Source organism: Terrabacter sp. 2YAF2 (assembly GCF_052114705.1).
GTDB lineage: Bacteria > Actinomycetota > Actinomycetes > Actinomycetales > Dermatophilaceae > Terrabacter.
The window spans coordinates 1-14,986 of the sequence record NZ_JBFRFG010000036.1 but is presented as its reverse complement, the minus strand read 5'-3'; the positions used below and the strand labels follow the sequence as shown (position 1 = coordinate 14,986).

Sequence of the window (14,986 nt, the reverse complement as noted above, 5' to 3'; positions counted from 1 at the left end):
GACCCCACTGAGCGGTGGGAATGCAGAGCGCTCTTGCCTCCTCGACCGGCTTGCCCAACAGATCGACGAGCGCCTCATGAATGCTCGGGTTCGTGACTCCCCCGGACGTGAGTAGCAATTTCACGGTGCCCACTGAACCACAGGGAAGCCGCCGCCATCCCCGAGACCACCGCGCGCTCCGACCCAACAACGTCCGGATTTGCCGCGCCGAGGACTCCAGTCCTGAAGACGACCCGGACGATCGCCACGCCCGGCCTCCTCGGCGCATGCCTGCCCGGTTCGAAACCCCTCACCCGGGACCGCCGTCTTCAGCTCGCCGACACCTTCATGGCAACGACGCCTTTCTGGTCCGAGGGCGGACAGCGGTGGCACACTGGATCCGCCATCCCGCCGGCGGGCGAGTCCGACCCTGAGGGCGCCGAGGAGCTCTTCGAGCTGATCCTCGATGACAGCCCCCAGGCGTTCGCGCGCTTCGCCCGCGACTTCCTCGAGATGATCCCCGACGACGCAGCGATCAACGCCGGCTACCAGTCAGAGCCACTCGACCCACGATCGTCGCCGCGCTCAACCCCGACGCCGAGTATGAGAACGTCCGCGAGCAGTTCGGTGCGATGGGGCCTTCCGCGTCGTGAGGCACATCCGCACATGCCGCCGAGCGGTCGTGCCGAGTTCGGGACGTCCCAAACGGCCCCGCGGCACCCGGTTTGCGACACCCCTTCGCTATGGCGACGGGGGCATGAAGGACGCGATGTCGCCATAGGCGCGCATCGCGTCGATCCGATCGGCCGCCAAGTCGTATGCAACGCAGAAGGGGATGCGATCTCCGTCGCTGGTGCCGGCGCATGTTCCTTCGAGGAACGCGACGCCTCGAGCAGACATCAGTTGACGGGTACTCAGATCCGGCATGTGAGTGTGCAAGCCGTTGATGGCCCTTTCCACGGCCTCAGCACCGCGGACTACCGCGCCACCCTGAATCGTGGTCTATGTGACGTCGTCGGTGAAGAACTGCTGGAAGCGGCCCGGTCCAGGCGTTGAGCCGAACGGGGCGGTGGTGGGTATGGCTGAGGGAGATCGTCAGCGCCCGGCCTCGGGCGACCGACCTCGACACACGGAGGCCCCCATGAAAAGACTGCTCATCGTCACCGCCGGTGCGGTCGGATTCCTGCTCGGCTCGCGGGCCGGGCGGGAGCCCTACGAGCAGTTCATGCGCGCCATCGGCCAGCTGAAGGACGACCCCCGCGTGCAGGCGAGGGCCCACCAGGGTGCCCATCTCGTGCGCGAGCAGGCGCCGGTCGTGGCGGACAAGGTGGCCGATGCCGCGCGGACGGCGACCGACAAGGTCACCTCGGCGGTTTCGGGGTCTACCGACGCCGGCGCCGCGGACTCGCGCCAGGAGAACGCGGACGACCTTGTCGAGCAGGCCGTGCAGTTCCAGAAGGATCACGGGCCCAAGGGTCCGCTGCCCTGAGCCTGCCACCCGATCGGGGCGCCGGACTCCGGGTCCGACTCTGCGAGCGACGTGACGCCCATGACGCCGGCCGGGTTCCCGGGGCATCGGCCAGACCCCAGCCTCCCGTGGCCAGAGGGATGCGCGCTCATCCGGCTCCTCGGACGACGTCCGACCAGCCGCAACGTCGTTCGATGATCCGCTCTCGTATCCGAGACGACGACCTCTATGGAGAACGACGACCTCTATGGTGCAGACGTGTGGGTATCGCTGGGAACATGGTTGATTGGCGATGGACAGTTCCCTGAACTGGGGCTGGGCGCGGTCGTCCGTGACTGCGGGCTGCGCCTGAACTCCTCCTACCTGAATGCGTCCGACCAGTCGCCCGAAGAGGTCCGAGAAGCTCACGTCGACGATGTGGGTCGAGTGCGGTACGAAGTCACCGGCCGATGCCAGTCGGTAACGAGCCCGATGGCGTCCTGGTCGCCATGCCGGGCTGGCTCACGATTGCCGAACCCGAGGCCTGCCGCGCCGTCGAGAGCACCCCCGACTCTCCCGCTTTCGAACCATGGTCCGAGCAGTTCCGCCCTCCGGACCCGACCGAAATGCTCAACGCCGAAGGCTGGCTGGGAGTCGTCGCTGACCACGAGCGGGACGCCTTCACCATCCCTGACTCGCGAATGGACTGGCGCCTTCGAAGAATCCAGCTCAGCGAGCACCAAATGAAGCGAGTGCCTGGGGAGCCGTCGGACGCGTGCGCGTTCGGCCCTGTCGTCCGGGCCGCCCATGTTGACCGGCTGAGCCGCGCCGCCGACCAAGTAGCGGGAGCGCAGTACCTCTTCGACTTGCTACCAGCCTGACGTCCCCATTTGCCGCGACGCGGCAGATGCCGTGGAGTGCACTCGCAGGTGCCAGTTTGCCGAACCTCAGCGGTCAAGGATCTGGAGCTTGGCGTCCACGAGGCTCCTGATCAAGCCATCTGGCAGCGGCTCGTCGATCGGGAAGTGGAGCGAGCTCTTTGTGCGCTCGTATTCCGTGAGGCGGTCGCCGAGCACCGTGAGCACTTCGCCACTGTGTGGCAGATAGGCGAGATGGTTCTTGAACGCCGCGAAGCCAGCGACCACCTTCCCGTCGACCCGGAAGGCCGGCATGCCGTAGGAGATGCCTTGCTCGGCGTCCGGGACGACGGCCAGGATCGACCGTCGTAGCGCTTCTAGGGTCGTTCGTTTCGGCTCCTCAAGCCGTGCCAGGTAGGCATCGACCTCGTCCACTGTCATGGCAGACAGTCTCTCCTCTCGTCTTCACGATTTGCCGGAGTGGGCGAGGCCTCCGTGACCCCTCGGCGAGTGAAGTTGGTTGAGGGCGCGGGCGACGCGCTGTCCAACTGCCCTGACTGACCGTGAATCCGATGGGCTCCGCTCCGCGTCACTGGCCGGGTGGCTGCTCGTCGTCGTTGTTGGACGCAAGTATCTGGTGAAGCGTCCGCAGCCGGCGGTGGGTGTCGGACGCACCAGGACCCAGGCGGCGGGTTACCTCGAAGAGGGTCGGTGTGAACAGCTCCCCGGCGGCTTGGTGGACTCTGCGGCCGGCTGCCGTCAGCTGTACTCGGTAGGAGCGGCCGTCCTCGGGGTTCGGGACCTTGCGCACGTGGCCGCGGCGTTCGAATCGCTTGACGTAGCTCGACACCGTCGTGGCCGGCGCGGCCATCCAGTGGGCGAGCTCGGTGGGGGTCATGCCCTGGGTCGACGCCAGGACGGAGTAGATCGCGAACTCGTCGGCGTCGATCCCGGATGCCCTCACCGCGTCGTCAATCAGGGCGGTCGCGGCTCGCGACACGAGCCAGACATCGAAGAGGACATTGCCCAGTCCGGCATCCAGATGTGCGGTTTCAGGCTCGGGTGTCCCGGTCCTGGTCTGGGCGGCGGCCGAGCTGTCGTCGGGCCGTGCCATCAGTGGCTCGCGCCTGAGGCGTCGGGGTCCGCGCTTTTGGCTCGTGGGCGCGCGCGACGGCGGACCTGGGCGATCGCGAGCAGGGCCAGCGCGCCGAGCAGCAAGACACCGGAGGTCCAGAAGGTGAGGTTCTTGGCAGCAGAGGCCAGGCCCAGCAGGGAGCTCGTGGGGGCCGGGCCGGGAAACGCCGCCAGGGCCAGCCAGGCGCACACGTTCTCGAGGTAGTCGAAGGCGCTTCCCAGGAGGGGCAGCACGGCAAGCGCGAGAAGGGCGTGGCGCTCCGGAGCGAGTCGAGCGATGACGAGTGCCATCGACGTCGCCATGAACATCCCGAACACGGTCGGGTAGAGCAGGTCGGCCACCTGAAGGAATCGGTACGCCTCGCGGCCGGCCGCCCCGCATCCGGTCAGGAAGCCCAGCACGTCTGCGGCGCTCGAGGTGAACCGTACATCGGGAGGTGCTTGACGGCATACAGCCTCGACGTGGGGAATGGCGAACGGAGCCGACGAGGTGAAGAACGCCCCCGCGAACACCCCGAAGGCGGTTGCTGTCAGGAGCCACAGGGGCCATTTCGCGAGTCGAGCCGCCGAACCGGCGAGAGACCAGACGATGCGGTGACCCGCGGGGACCGTGTGGGCTCGCGGCTGGGCAGGCTGATGGATGTCAGCGGTGGTCATGGCGCTTCCTTCTGTCCACAGGGCGTCCGAGTAAGACGACTGATGCGATCTCGCAGTACTTGTATACTGCGCTTTCGTAGTAGTCGCTGTCAAGGATGTTCCCCACACACGTGAGCGAGCATCGCTGACCCCTGCGTACAACCACGGCAGGCGTAGTGTCGAGTGCATCCGGACGAAAGGGACCCATCCATGACCATCGACCGAGGACTGCTGGCGATCTTGAATGCCAAGCCCGGAAAGGGCGACGAGCTCGGGGCGTTCCTAGAGCAGGGCCGCGAGCTGGCGGCTCAAGAAGAGGGCACCGTCAGCTGGTACGCATTCCGTCTCGACGACACGACGTACGGGATCTTCGACACCTTCGAGAGCGAGGAGGCACGCGAAGCACACGTGAACGGCCGGATCCCGGCGGCACTCCAGGACGTGAGCTCGGACCTTCTGGCCGAAGCCGCCGACATCAAGCCGATCGACGTGCTCGCGGTCAAGTAGCCGCGATCCGCACGATCCGGGACGCGTCTCTCTCGGCGCAGGTCGCTGTGACCGATCTACCGGTTCTGCCGCCTGGCGCTCTTTTGAATCTCATGGCCGCGCTCCCGCGCACCGGCAGCTCTGTCTCGCGCCACCCGGTCGAGCTCGGTCGCAACCAGGCGCAACGCCACGCGACGGATGACGGAGCTGAACGGGCCGATGACGAGCCAGTACCTCCTGAACCGGCGCCGGCTCTCGTCGTCCGTCATGGCCACTCGTGTCTCGATCGTGTCTCGATCGTCACGATCGACGAGTCGTTGCCGTAGGGATCTACCCTCAGGCCGGCGGCGATCTTGGCGTACCCCGGCTCGTCGAAGTTGGTGAACTCCCCTGGCGTGGTCGGGGTGTCGGTAGCGTCCACGACCGCCTGCCAGGGGCGGCTCACTTGACCGAGGACCATTTCGACACCCGGTGTCTCGCCGAGGAGGATCCAACCCAGACCGACCAGGTCCTTGAGCCGGAAGGTGCTCGGGGATACCTCCGGAGCCGAAGCCGTCGACGTGCGCACTCTCAGTTTTCCCGTGACACGTCGTGGCAGAGCCCGGATGCCGAGCAGGGCCCGCGCAAGGGGTGCTTGGAAGAGGTCCACCTCCGTAGCCACGCGGTAGCAGTCGGCGGGGACGGCCCGGAAGACCTCGGAGTGCACGACGGCAAGATCGAAGTGGGGCGAGAACTCGTCCATGAGCAGCCGTGAGCCATCCGGTATGCCGGCCGCACCGGTTGATCCAGCTTCGCGCGGTCCTGTCGGTGGCGCGCTCATGGCACCAGCCTGCGGGCGCCCGGCATCTGCGCCCCAGAGGCGAAGGCCCCGGACTCGCCGGCGAGCCGCCCGCGGCCTGAGGGGCAGGACCTCTGGCACTGTGCGGCGCGCTCGCACCGGGGAGACGATGTCGATGCATCCTCGGGAAGGAATCCACCATGGCATACCTGAAGCCACCCGCACTGACGCGGCACCTGGCCAATCCGCTGGCCATGCGGCTCGGCGGACGCGGCGTCGCCACCCTCACCGTCACCGGTCGTCGGACCGGCCAACCTCGAAGGGTTCCGGTCATCCCCGTCGACGTCGGCGAGAAGCGCTACCGCCACTCAGTAGACGGGTGCTTCGCCCAGATGCCCGCCCCAAAGGACCATCCCGTCTTCCAGATCGGCCAGGTGCACTGACGTCCGGATGGCCGCTGAAGGGCACCCGATCAGGGGCCTGCGCCGGCGTCCTTGCGTGGCACGAGACCCGTCCACGGGACCGCGTCAGTGACGCGTAGCACTGGCGCGGCAGGGCAGGAACTTCCGCCTCTGCCGCAGCCAGTGTGTCTCGATCCCTGCGAGTAGCTCTGTGGCGGTTTCAACGCAGACGACATCGTCCTGAAGCTCATCCGGAAGTCCCTCTGGCTCCCCCGGCCGGGTCAGGCACGTCGGAGAGTCCATCGGGGTGATCGCCCGGTTCGCCGCCCGAGCACCGCCGAGCAGCAAATGCCACGGATCCGGGCCGGTGATGTTGTTGGCCACGACACCTGCTCCACCAGCAGCAGGCGTGGTGGGGCAGGCGGCGCGCATCTGAATGCAGCCGGCGGGGAAGAGGTCGTCGCGGCCTTCCTCGACGAGTGGCTCGAGCGGCGCCGTAACAGGGTCGTGAGGTTCGCTCAGTCCTCGCCCTCGTGCTGGCCGGGCACGACGCACGCATCGCCGACGAAGGCCCCGGCGAAGCTCGGGGCACCGAGGGCCTTGGCGGCGCCCGGCGTCAGGGTGAGCCCTGCTGCGGTCCCGCCACACGTCGGGATGGCGCCGTTGATCGGCTTGGCAGCCACGAGCGCGAAGATGTCGACCCGGCCGGGGAGTCGGGTGCCGTTCAGGACGGTCTTGGCGTTGAGGAATCCGGTCTTGAGGTTGACGTCGAAGCTGGTGATGCGCAGGGCGCCGCCACCGACAGGTGTGAACGCCAGGCCGCCGGAGTGCTCGATGACCTTGCCCTCAACTTCGGTGATCGGAAACGACAGCTGGGCCACACCTCCGGGGGCGGTCAGCTGGCCGGGTTTGATGGCGTGGACCTTCAGTGTCTGGGTGAGGACGGGAACCAGGTCGGGGTTGAGGACCACGGTCGTCTGGCCGCCCCGGCCGCCGGACGCGTGGTGCTGGGTCTCGGCGCTGGCTGCTGGCGCAACAAGCACGGTGGTGACGAGCGCGCCGGCGCACCCCGCCACGGTGAAGAGTCGAAGGTTCCGCATGAGATTTTCTCCAGTCTGCTCACGGGCCCGGCCGTCAGGCCCGGGTGGGTTGGTACCTCGAGCTCGGACTCACGCCGAGGCACCTGTTGTGCCTCACAGCATGGGCGCGCAACGTCAGGATGCACAAGGTTTGTCGAGGGTTGGGTTACGCCGCGGAAAGGGCCCCTTACGGCGAGTGGGTTCACTCACGGGGCCGACCGCACGCGACGGCTGGAGGCCAGCTTGAGCGTGTCGAACTTCGCCGATGACACCTCCTGCTGGCGGACACCCTCATGGTCGGTGCCGGGGTGCTCGTGGCGGCTGGCGCCATGCAGCTGCCGATGTGGCTCTCCTTTGTGGCGATCACCGTCGCGGCCGTCGCCGGCGACCATGTGGCCTACTGGTTGGGTCGCCGACCCGGGCCGCGCCTGGGTCACGGCCCCGCGCCACGGGTGATCAGGTTTCTGCTTCACAACCTCGTCGGTGCCATGGGCTGGGCAGCCGTCATGTTTTGCGGCGGCTACTGGTTCGGCACCATCCCCTTCGTGTCTCGCAACCTCGAGCTGTTCCTCCTCGGGCTCATGGCGGCGTCCGCCCTGCCTGGCGCGACAGCCGCGGCGCGTCGATGGGCTAGCCGCCGGTCTGCAGCACGACACCACGGCAAACCGTGGGTGCCAGCAGCTCACCGGGCGGCGCCACACTGACCGACGCGAAGGGATGCCATCCCCAAAAGGCACATTCGGCCCCAACGGCGTGCACAGCGCATCCCTAAGCGCACACGTGACTCTTCGAGGGACGGTCGCCGACCCGCGGCACCGACCTTGCGCCAAGGAGCAGGCATGAAGACCAACAGGATCATCAGCGGCGTCGCCGCCGTCGTGGCCGCCGCCGGACTGATCGGAACCGGTGCGGCGCTGTCCAACGCAGCCTCAACCCCGTCCCCCACGACCTCGAGCAGCGCTGGCTCGCAGGCCGGACCAGGCGGGTCGATGAACCCGAACAACGACACCCCGGCGACCGGGTCGGAGCTCGCCAMCGTGACRGCTGCCGTCAAGGCGAACGACTCCACCGTCACCGTCACCTCKGTGCGCAAGGACCCCGACGGCTCCTACGACGTCCTCGGCACCAAGTCCGGCGTCAACGTCATGCTCGAGGTGAGCAAGGACCTCAAGACCRTCACCCCGAACGCAGCGGGCCCGCGGGGCTGAACAAAGGAGCAGTCAAGCGTGGCGGGCCCTCGATCCGATGACGGGTCGAGGGCCTCGTCCTGAAAGGTCGGCCAGCCGGAGGCTGGTCTCGCTGGCGACGTATTGAACTCCCTTGTCGCAGTGGTGAATCAGGCCCCTGGTGTCCCGGCCGGTTCGGGCTCGCTCCCACAAACCCCATCTCGAGGCCGTCCAGGGCCAGGTCGGTGCGCAAGTCTTGGACAGCTGCCACCCGACGACCCGGCCAGAGACGACGTCGATGACGAACGCCGCGTACACCCACCCGGCGGAGGGTGCGGCAGTAGGTGATGTCCGCGACCCACACCTGATCCGGTGCGCGGCATCCCGGGGATCGAGCAGACGTCCGTCGCGGGAGCGTGGCGCGACACGCACGTGGGAAGCTGTGCGCGAGGAGCGCTGCTCACCAACCCCTCGCTTTCCCTATTTCCACCGCAGCGCCGCCGTCATCTCTCGCGCGAACCCCGAGCGGAAGCAGGATTGTGCGCGAGGATCTGAACATGGGCCGTTCACACCACGATGAGATCGAGCGCAAGTACGACGTTGACGTGGCCATGGTGTTCCCGAACCTTGCCGAGATGGACGGTGTCGACTCGGTCGCCCAGCCTCGGACGTTTCAGCTCGAGGCAGAGTACTTCGACACGCCGGGGCTTGATCTCGCCCGCAGTGGGGTCACCCTCAGGCGCCGGACGGGCGGGGACGACGCCGGCTGGCACCTTAAGCTCCCGGCTGGCCCGGACACCCGAACCGAGCTCCGCGAACCCCTGGGACCAACGCGTGAGGTGCCCCTAATCTTTCGGGCGCGGGTGCACACGATCGCCCGGGGACGGCCCCTCGAGCCGGTCGCCACAGTGAGAACGGACCGGCGCGAGTATCCACTCCTCGACGCCCAGGGTTCGGTGCTCGCGCTGGTCTCGGACGACAACGTGCAGGCGCGGCGTCTCGCCGGCACCGAGGACGAGATGGTGTGGCGCGAGTGGGAGGTCGAGCTCGCGAGAGGTCCACGAGACCTGCTCGACGCTGTCCACGGACGGCTGTTGGATGCCGGGGCCTCCCCGGCCTCCGCCAGCTCGAAGCTCGCTCGCGTCCTCGGGGAGCCTCCCGCCGCCCGATCGGCCCCCGGCTCGACGAGCGGCGATCCCGGGGCCAGCATCCAGCAGTTGCTGAGCGCACAGCTGGCCCGGCACCTGGCACGGCTGCTCGAGCAGGACGCCGGGGTCCGGGCCGAGCAAGCCGAGGCCGTCCACCGCGTACGCATCGCTGCCCGACGACTGCGGTCGACGCTGACGACGTTCCGCCCGCTGCTCGACACGTCTGTCACCGACCCGGTGCGTGACGAGCTGCGCTGGCTCGGCGAGTCCTTCGCAGGGGCCCGGGACGCGCAAGTGCTCCGCGAGCACCTGCGCACCGTCCTTGCATCGGAACCTGCGGAGCTTGTGGTCGGGCCCGTGAGCGCGCGCCTCGACGACGAGCTCCGCGCCGAGTACGAAGCCGGCCGAGAAACGGCCAAGCAGGCCTTGGACAGCGAGCGATTCGTCCGGCTCCTCGACGCCATCGAGGAGCTGATCGCCTCCCCGCCCCTGCAGCGAGATGGTCACCGAGCAGCCAGGAAGACCATGCCCGACCTGCTGGCGCGAGACGTGAAACGTCTCCGGCGAGCCGTGCGGGTGATCGAGGCCGCCCAGGACTCCACGGATCGCGACTCCGCCTTCCACGAGGCCCGCAAGAAGGCCAAGCGTCTACGGTATGCCGCAGAGTCCGCCACGTCGGTGCTGGGCAAGAAGACCCGCACCTTGGCGGCCGACACCAAACTGCTCCAGGAGACACTCGGCATACACCAGGACACGGTCGTCGCGCGTCAACGACTCCGCGAGTACGGCATGCGAGCGCACCTGTCTGGTGAGAACACCTTCACCATCGGGCGGCTGCACGCGTTGGAGCAGGCCCGCGCCGAACGAACCGAAGCCGAGTTCGTCGCCCTGTGGGACAAGTTCATCGCCAAGCACGCGAAGCGCTGGGACCGGTAGGGACACGGTCCGCCAGGTCGCCTGTTGGGCCGTGGGCAGTTACGACTTCCGCCCGGACCAGGACTGAAAAGTGGATGAGTCGGCCGATACGCCGGGGATTGCCACCGGCCAACCGACTAGTGCTGCCGTTGGTGCCCCAGGCCCTTGACCTGCGAAAAGGCTTGTTGGCGACGTTGAGCCCGTCGGCTCGGTACGACGGTTCTCGGACTTTTTGCGGACTTTTTTGCGGACTAGGTGCGTCCTCACATCTCTTGCTCTTGCCGCCTCTAGCGGACGCTTTGACGCCGGCCACTCCCCTGCCTGGCCCTGGCTAGAGGGGCTTCAGGCGAGTCTCAAGATCAACAGCGACGGGGGTGCCCCACTCTGATCCGCGCGCCGCTCCGAGCCTCCCCTCCCGCGGGCGAAGTTTCACCCACATGCCGATGTGAGTACGTTCAGTCCGCCGGGCTGAGCGGCGGCCACCACGACTGTCTCATCGAAGAAGCACCCAGACGAGGCCAACGACTCCCGCCACGATCAGGAACGTTCCGGTGATCGTCGCGAAGCGGACCCATGTCGCGTGTGCTAGCGGGGTGGCGCTCATTCGCTCGGCGCGGTCGGCCAGCGTGTGCCGTCGGAAGATGTTCGTGCTTCCGAGCACGATGGCAAACAGGGGGAAAGCGATGGTCGGCCAAACACCGGTGCCCATCAGACGCCGTCTTTGTCGTTCGAGGGCTGATCGCGCTCAGACGGCTTTCTTGGGTCTCCGGACATGAGCCGCCTCAAGTTCCCGTTTCGGAGGAAGAAGAACCAGACGAACCAAATGGAGAAGGGGATGAAGACTGCAGCCAGCAACACCTCGCCCCAGACGGGCAACTCGGGGCCGTTGGCCGTGGCCCAAATAGTGGCGAACATCGTGACTCCTCCTCGTGCCTAGGCAGAACCTACTGCTCAGTGCGGGCGCTGGAGGAGAATCTCGCCAGAGGCCGCTGACGCGGGACCGACTTCGGCCGCCGAGCGCACAGGCCATGTGGGGTTGTCACAAGGTAGACACGATGAGTGTCCGCGTGTAGTCATAAGCACGTAGGTGGCCTTGGATCGGCCGCGGAGAACCCGACTAAGCCAGAGGATCGCCGATGAAGACAGGCCATTCCTGATGTCAGTGTTCGCTCTCGCGTTAGGCACGCGCCAGCTGGTGCGGCGCATGGCACTTGCCGAACGCGCCGATCTCGTAACCCGCGGGGCGGTGTCCAAGCCCGTCGCAGTGCCGATGTCTCGGTGACCGGATCACTGCTGCTGGTGCTGGGCTTGCCCGGTCTCGTGCGGACGGCCACGCTGTGAGCGCCGTAACCACCGGGGCGGCCGGGAGCGGAGGAAGCATCGGCTTCTACATCGTCGCCTTCGCCGCCACTGTCTTCGGGATCCTGCTGATCGTCTTCAGAGACCGAGTCACAGGCTTGGTAGACCGGCTCTCAGGTAGGCAGGGCCGTGACGGGTGGAGACCTGGCCCGCGGTACCAGGCGCCGTTCGGCGTTGGATTTCTGATCCTTGCCGTCATCATGGTCTTCCTGGCCCGAGCCGCCGCCAAGTAGACGCTAAGAGGAAGAAGATCTAGCGCATGCAGACTGCACAGGCCGTCACCGTCACAGGGTTCCCGGCGTTGCTGATCATCTTGGCCATCATGGCCGTTTTCGTCACCGGCATCGTCGCGATCGTCCGGTTCCTCAAGCGCAAAGCCACCCGAGAGCCCCGTTCCACTTCCGAGGGCCCGCCACGCAAGGAGTAGGTGGCAACGGGTCGGACCATGTACGGCGGGGCATGGGCGCCGTCAAGCCCGACGACGCATCGGTTTCCCAGGTAGCCACCTACTGAAGGCACCGGCCCCATCGCCGGCTTGGTTCTAAGACGCACGCTCATGCCGTGCTCAGCATGGGCGTGCCGTTGCGCTCGTGGGTCGCAGATGTGAGCTTCTGAGGCGTCATCTGACGGCCTATGCCTTGGACCGCCGCCGTATGTCGATTGACAGAATGATGATGGAGGCAAGCACGGCCACGCCCATCAGCAGTAGTCCCATCCTGGCCAGCAGATGAGGCGTACTCGGGAACACCGCGACCAGCACGATCAGTGAAAGGGACAGCAGTCCGAGCGAGGCCATCCGACGCCGAGGCGGGAATGGCTGGGGGGAGGTCTGGCTGGTCCAAGCCCCATCTGCGGTTGCCAGGCCTCCGAGTCCCATTGCGGCGGAAGACCAGCCTTCTCCCATCAAGCCCCCGATGACTCCTAGCGTGGTGGCGGCGATAAGCAGGGCGAGGCAGACGCCCACGAGCACAGTCCGTGCGCGCATATGCCCTCCTAGTTCTTCGGCGCTTGGCGTCGACTATGACGGAGGCGGGCGGTGCCGGTGAGGCGATCTTTGAAAATGCAGGGGCTGAAGGTCAGGCCGATTCGCCGCGCAATGTCGCCGAGCACTGGTGGACATCGAACCGGCTTGGCCCGCGGCGGCAGTCCCGACGTCCTGTCATGCAGCCGAGCGCGAGGCCGATTCTGCCGATGACACAACGCTCGCATCTGCTCGTCGCCTTTCGCGGGCGCCCTAGCATTTGGAAATGTCGACGATGCCGGTGGGCGCAACAGGCTGGGTAGACCGCAAACAGGACGGGTCTTTCAATGCCCAGCTGCGCGGCCCTATGACCCCTGCGGATGCGCGAAGGCTGGGGGAATGGCTGCTCGAACAGACGCGGCCTGATGAGGACGACTCACAGGTGGCCGAGCCCGAGGGCTGACCTGTCACGAGAGTGGCGGGGCACGGCCGCACCTACCGCTTGCACGCCACCCCGAGGCTGGAGCTGCCCTTCTAGGAACTTCCACTTCTGCCGCGACGCGGTCGACAGTCCTTCGTTGCCGCCCTTTGGCTGACTAACCGAGGTCGCGGAGCGCTTCGTTGACGTAGGGGTCCTCTCCGACATACTCGCCGGGCGCGCAGTGGTAGCAACGCCAGACGTCGTCGTGCTCTCGGTACCACTCGTGACGACCGCAGTCCCGGCGCCCCTTGGCTGCAATGCCCATGTCGATCATGAACCGGGGCAACTTGCGTCTGAACCCAGTTCGCCACCGTTACTTGACCACGACGCCAAGTGTTCCGATCGAGGGGAGGACCGACAAGCGGCCACGCCCGGGCGCGAGCTTTGAGCTTACCGGACAAGCCGCTAAGCGGCACCCGGCAACGCACGGGAGGCGTCAGCGTCGGGAGGGTCGCCGGACTGCCGATATCGCGACCGCCTCTAGCTGGCGTGGCCTTCTGCGTTGGCGCTGTGGAGCAGCCGCAGAACTGCTTCCACCCCTTCGCCGTGCTGGAGCCTCCAAAGCACGGTGGTCCCGTTTAGGTCGCGCTTCAAATCAGCAGCGTCGACTCCGGCGTCACGCAGCGTTTTCGCTGTCCGGGCCTGCCCAGTTCGAAGTCCCATCGAGACCCAGTGGTCTCGTTCAACCTCATCGAAGCCGTGATATGCCCACGCAGCGTCCGCGAACGCCGGCGAGGCGTCGTGGCTGGCGTCAGCGAAGGCAGCGGCCACCGGATCCGTGAGGGTGCTGAAGGGCTGCGCCTTCGGCGACCCCCGGCGCTTCGGCCTTGGAGGCCGCGCGTCCGAGTAGCGGCGGTCCCTGCTTCGGGGCTCTGGCGTCATGAGGGGGTGGTTGTTCCGCTTCGGCCGCGGCGCGGGAGGCGTGAGACCCCGCAACTGGGGCGCGGGCGGCTCTTGTGTGGCCGGCGCGCCTGGAGCCTCAGGCTCAGCGAAGGGCCACTCATGTCCTAGGTGCTCCACCAGCCGCCGCGCCACGGGCTCTTCGAGACGATGCTGTGGCGATCGGACGAACTCCCCGATCGACGCGACGGCGTCCATTGCCTCACCGACTGGAAGGCCTAGTGCCCTCGCGATCTGATGCACGGCGAACTTGCGCCTCGGGCTCTGTTGGATCTTCGTCTGATGCAAAACGTGGACCTCCCCGTTTCCGCCATCCGGTGCAGCCAGTAGAGCAGATGGCGCCGACATAGGTCGGTGCCCACCACAGCTCCTTTTCGTCCAGCGGTGACCTGCGGCTCGGAAGCCCTTCATGGTCACTACCCGACGGCCAGCAGGGAGGGAGCGGTAGATCGCCGCGCGGTAACGAGGAGACATCCGGAAATGCCGCCGATCGGTCGTGTCGATGCTTGAGCTGGAGTCTCGGCCTCCGATACGGCTCATTGTGATTCACTCCCGTCGTGGACACGAGCGACTTAGCTGACCTGGTTCCTGGCCTCATGGCCAGTCACCCCAAGCACGCGTGGGTCGTGATGTCGGGACGACACGGCGGCGAGGATCTGATCGTGGAGATCCACCCGGCCTTGGCTCCGGAGCGAAGAGCACAGGTGCAGGTCTTTCGTGGTGCTGAGGTGTATTTCATGGATTTCGCGGGCCACAGCAGCAAAGACTTCGCTTACGAGGATGAGGACCGGCCCGAGGCTCTACAAGGGCGGATTGAACTTGCAGTTCGCGCCACGCTGGGTCCGACCCGCGTGGTGCTTGAGCGTGCCGGTGACGTGATTGTCCGCTCGGTCATGGTGATCGACCCCGACGGGCCTGCCCCTGACCAGGACATGATCGTCACTAGACCGGTCCCGCGCGTCGCGGCACGGCTTCGCGGTCAAGAGGTGACACGCGAGGTCCTCGAGTTCCCCGCCATCAAGCAGTGAGACCGATGGCGCGCACGGTGAGACGCGCCATAAGACGATGTCACGAACAGCGGAGACGGGCCGTCATCGCAACATCCGGACATGCCGCCATCAGCGCGGTCGTGCCCATGAGCGGGCAGGTGGGTCTGCCGACCTGGCCCTGCACCCAGCGCTCCATCGGCTACAGTGGAGCCAATCGACCCCCTCCCAAGCCTCTCTCTGAAGCTCAAATGGGAGGGGCCTCTTTCTTTC

Annotated in this window: 19 protein-coding genes and 1 pseudogene; 11 read left to right on the top strand and 9 right to left on the bottom strand. The window is 66.9% G+C overall.

Annotated elements, in window-relative coordinates:
* Positions 1–124: pseudogene (locus AB4030_RS21870) on the bottom strand (peptidase E); the annotation flags it as partial.
* A gap of 203 nt (positions 125–327) precedes the next feature.
* Between AB4030_RS21870 and AB4030_RS21865 the strand changes: the two are divergent.
* Both AB4030_RS21865 and AB4030_RS21860 read left to right on the top strand, forming a co-directional pair.
* A complete protein-coding gene (locus tag AB4030_RS21865) occupies positions 328–1,035 on the top strand; it encodes a hypothetical protein (protein ID WP_442281309.1) in 708 nt (235 codons plus the stop codon).
* Positions 1,036–1,120: 85 nt separating this feature from the next.
* On the top strand, positions 1,121–1,468 hold the full coding sequence (locus tag AB4030_RS21860; RefSeq protein ID WP_442281308.1) for a YtxH domain-containing protein: 348 nt from the start codon (positions 1,121–1,123) through the stop codon (positions 1,466–1,468).
* Between the two features lie 905 nt (positions 1,469–2,373).
* Here the strand turns inward: AB4030_RS21860 and AB4030_RS21855 are convergent.
* The 3 genes from AB4030_RS21855 to AB4030_RS21845 form a co-directional block, all read right to left on the bottom strand.
* Complete coding sequence (locus AB4030_RS21855; protein ID WP_442281307.1) at positions 2,374–2,724, bottom strand: iron chaperone; 351 nt, start codon at positions 2,722–2,724, stop codon at positions 2,374–2,376.
* Positions 2,725–2,872: 148 nt separating this feature from the next.
* The gene (locus AB4030_RS21850; RefSeq protein WP_442281306.1) at positions 2,873–3,397 is read right to left on the bottom strand and encodes a MarR family winged helix-turn-helix transcriptional regulator; all 525 of its coding nucleotides are present in this window, start codon (positions 3,395–3,397) and stop codon (positions 2,873–2,875) included.
* Complete coding sequence (locus AB4030_RS21845; RefSeq protein WP_442281305.1) at positions 3,397–4,074, bottom strand: hypothetical protein; 678 nt, start codon at positions 4,072–4,074, stop codon at positions 3,397–3,399. The genes AB4030_RS21850 and AB4030_RS21845 overlap by 1 nt, the downstream gene beginning before the upstream one ends.
* 189 nt (positions 4,075–4,263) lie before the next feature.
* Between AB4030_RS21845 and AB4030_RS21840 the strand changes: the two genes are divergently transcribed.
* Positions 4,264–4,560 (top strand): putative quinol monooxygenase, encoded by a 297-nt coding sequence (locus tag AB4030_RS21840; RefSeq protein WP_442281304.1) that lies wholly within the window; start codon positions 4,264–4,266, stop codon positions 4,558–4,560.
* A 56-nt stretch (positions 4,561–4,616) separates the two neighbouring features.
* On the opposite strand, the gene AB4030_RS21835 is transcribed toward AB4030_RS21840, so the two are convergent.
* Together AB4030_RS21835 and AB4030_RS21830 are read right to left on the bottom strand one after the other, a co-directional pair.
* Positions 4,617–4,808: a hypothetical protein gene (locus tag AB4030_RS21835; RefSeq protein WP_442281303.1), complete on the bottom strand. Its 192-nt coding sequence runs from the start codon at positions 4,806–4,808 to the stop codon at positions 4,617–4,619.
* Positions 4,805–5,359 carry a hypothetical protein gene (locus tag AB4030_RS21830; protein ID WP_442281302.1) on the bottom strand — a complete coding sequence of 185 codons (555 nt, stop codon included), beginning with the start codon at positions 5,357–5,359 and terminating at the stop codon, positions 4,805–4,807. Before AB4030_RS21830 ends, AB4030_RS21835 begins: the two co-directional genes overlap by 4 nt.
* Before the next feature lie 158 nt (positions 5,360–5,517).
* On the opposite strand from AB4030_RS21830, the gene AB4030_RS21825 reads away from it, so the two are divergent.
* A complete protein-coding gene (locus AB4030_RS21825; RefSeq protein WP_442281301.1) occupies positions 5,518–5,760 on the top strand; it encodes a nitroreductase/quinone reductase family protein in 243 nt (80 codons plus the stop codon).
* 84 nt (positions 5,761–5,844) lie between these two features.
* Here the strand turns inward: AB4030_RS21825 and AB4030_RS21820 are convergent, their stop codons facing one another.
* Together AB4030_RS21820 and AB4030_RS21815 are read right to left on the bottom strand one after the other, a co-directional pair.
* Positions 5,845–6,102 (bottom strand): hypothetical protein, encoded by a 258-nt coding sequence (locus tag AB4030_RS21820; protein WP_442281300.1) that lies wholly within the window; start codon positions 6,100–6,102, stop codon positions 5,845–5,847.
* A gap of 134 nt (positions 6,103–6,236) precedes the next feature.
* Positions 6,237–6,818 carry a hypothetical protein gene (locus tag AB4030_RS21815; RefSeq protein ID WP_442281299.1) on the bottom strand — a complete coding sequence of 194 codons (582 nt, stop codon included), beginning with the start codon at positions 6,816–6,818 and terminating at the stop codon, positions 6,237–6,239.
* Positions 6,819–7,090: 272 nt separating this feature from the next.
* Between AB4030_RS21815 and AB4030_RS21810 the strand changes: the two genes are divergently transcribed.
* The 3 genes from AB4030_RS21810 (at position 7,091) to AB4030_RS21800 (ending at position 10,047) form a co-directional block, all read left to right on the top strand.
* On the top strand, positions 7,091–7,501 hold the full coding sequence (locus AB4030_RS21810) for a DedA family protein (RefSeq protein ID WP_442281298.1): 411 nt from the start codon (positions 7,091–7,093) through the stop codon (positions 7,499–7,501).
* 135 nt (positions 7,502–7,636) lie between these two features.
* A complete protein-coding gene (locus AB4030_RS21805; RefSeq protein ID WP_442281297.1) occupies positions 7,637–8,005 on the top strand; it encodes a hypothetical protein in 369 nt (122 codons plus the stop codon).
* Between the two features lie 515 nt (positions 8,006–8,520).
* On the top strand, positions 8,521–10,047 hold the full coding sequence (locus tag AB4030_RS21800) for a CYTH and CHAD domain-containing protein (protein ID WP_442281296.1): 1,527 nt from the start codon (positions 8,521–8,523) through the stop codon (positions 10,045–10,047).
* 472 nt (positions 10,048–10,519) lie between these two features.
* Here AB4030_RS21800 and AB4030_RS21795 read toward each other — a convergent pair whose 3' ends face one another.
* A complete protein-coding gene (locus AB4030_RS21795; protein ID WP_442281295.1) occupies positions 10,520–10,735 on the bottom strand; it encodes a hypothetical protein in 216 nt (71 codons plus the stop codon).
* A gap of 628 nt (positions 10,736–11,363) precedes the next feature.
* Between AB4030_RS21795 and AB4030_RS21790 the strand changes: the two genes are divergently transcribed.
* The 4 genes from AB4030_RS21790 (at position 11,364) to AB4030_RS21775 (ending at position 14,755) form a co-directional block, all read left to right on the top strand.
* The gene (locus AB4030_RS21790; RefSeq protein WP_442281294.1) at positions 11,364–11,618 is read left to right on the top strand and encodes a hypothetical protein; all 255 of its coding nucleotides are present in this window, start codon (positions 11,364–11,366) and stop codon (positions 11,616–11,618) included.
* A gap of 26 nt (positions 11,619–11,644) precedes the next feature.
* Complete coding sequence (locus tag AB4030_RS21785) at positions 11,645–11,812, top strand: hypothetical protein (RefSeq protein ID WP_442281293.1); 168 nt, start codon at positions 11,645–11,647, stop codon at positions 11,810–11,812.
* 820 nt (positions 11,813–12,632) lie between these two features.
* Positions 12,633–12,809 (top strand): hypothetical protein, encoded by a 177-nt coding sequence (locus AB4030_RS21780; RefSeq protein ID WP_442281292.1) that lies wholly within the window; start codon positions 12,633–12,635, stop codon positions 12,807–12,809.
* Between the two features lie 1,475 nt (positions 12,810–14,284).
* Positions 14,285–14,755: a hypothetical protein gene (locus AB4030_RS21775; RefSeq protein ID WP_442281291.1), complete on the top strand. Its 471-nt coding sequence runs from the start codon at positions 14,285–14,287 to the stop codon at positions 14,753–14,755.
* The last annotated feature ends 231 nt before the right edge of the window (positions 14,756–14,986 follow it).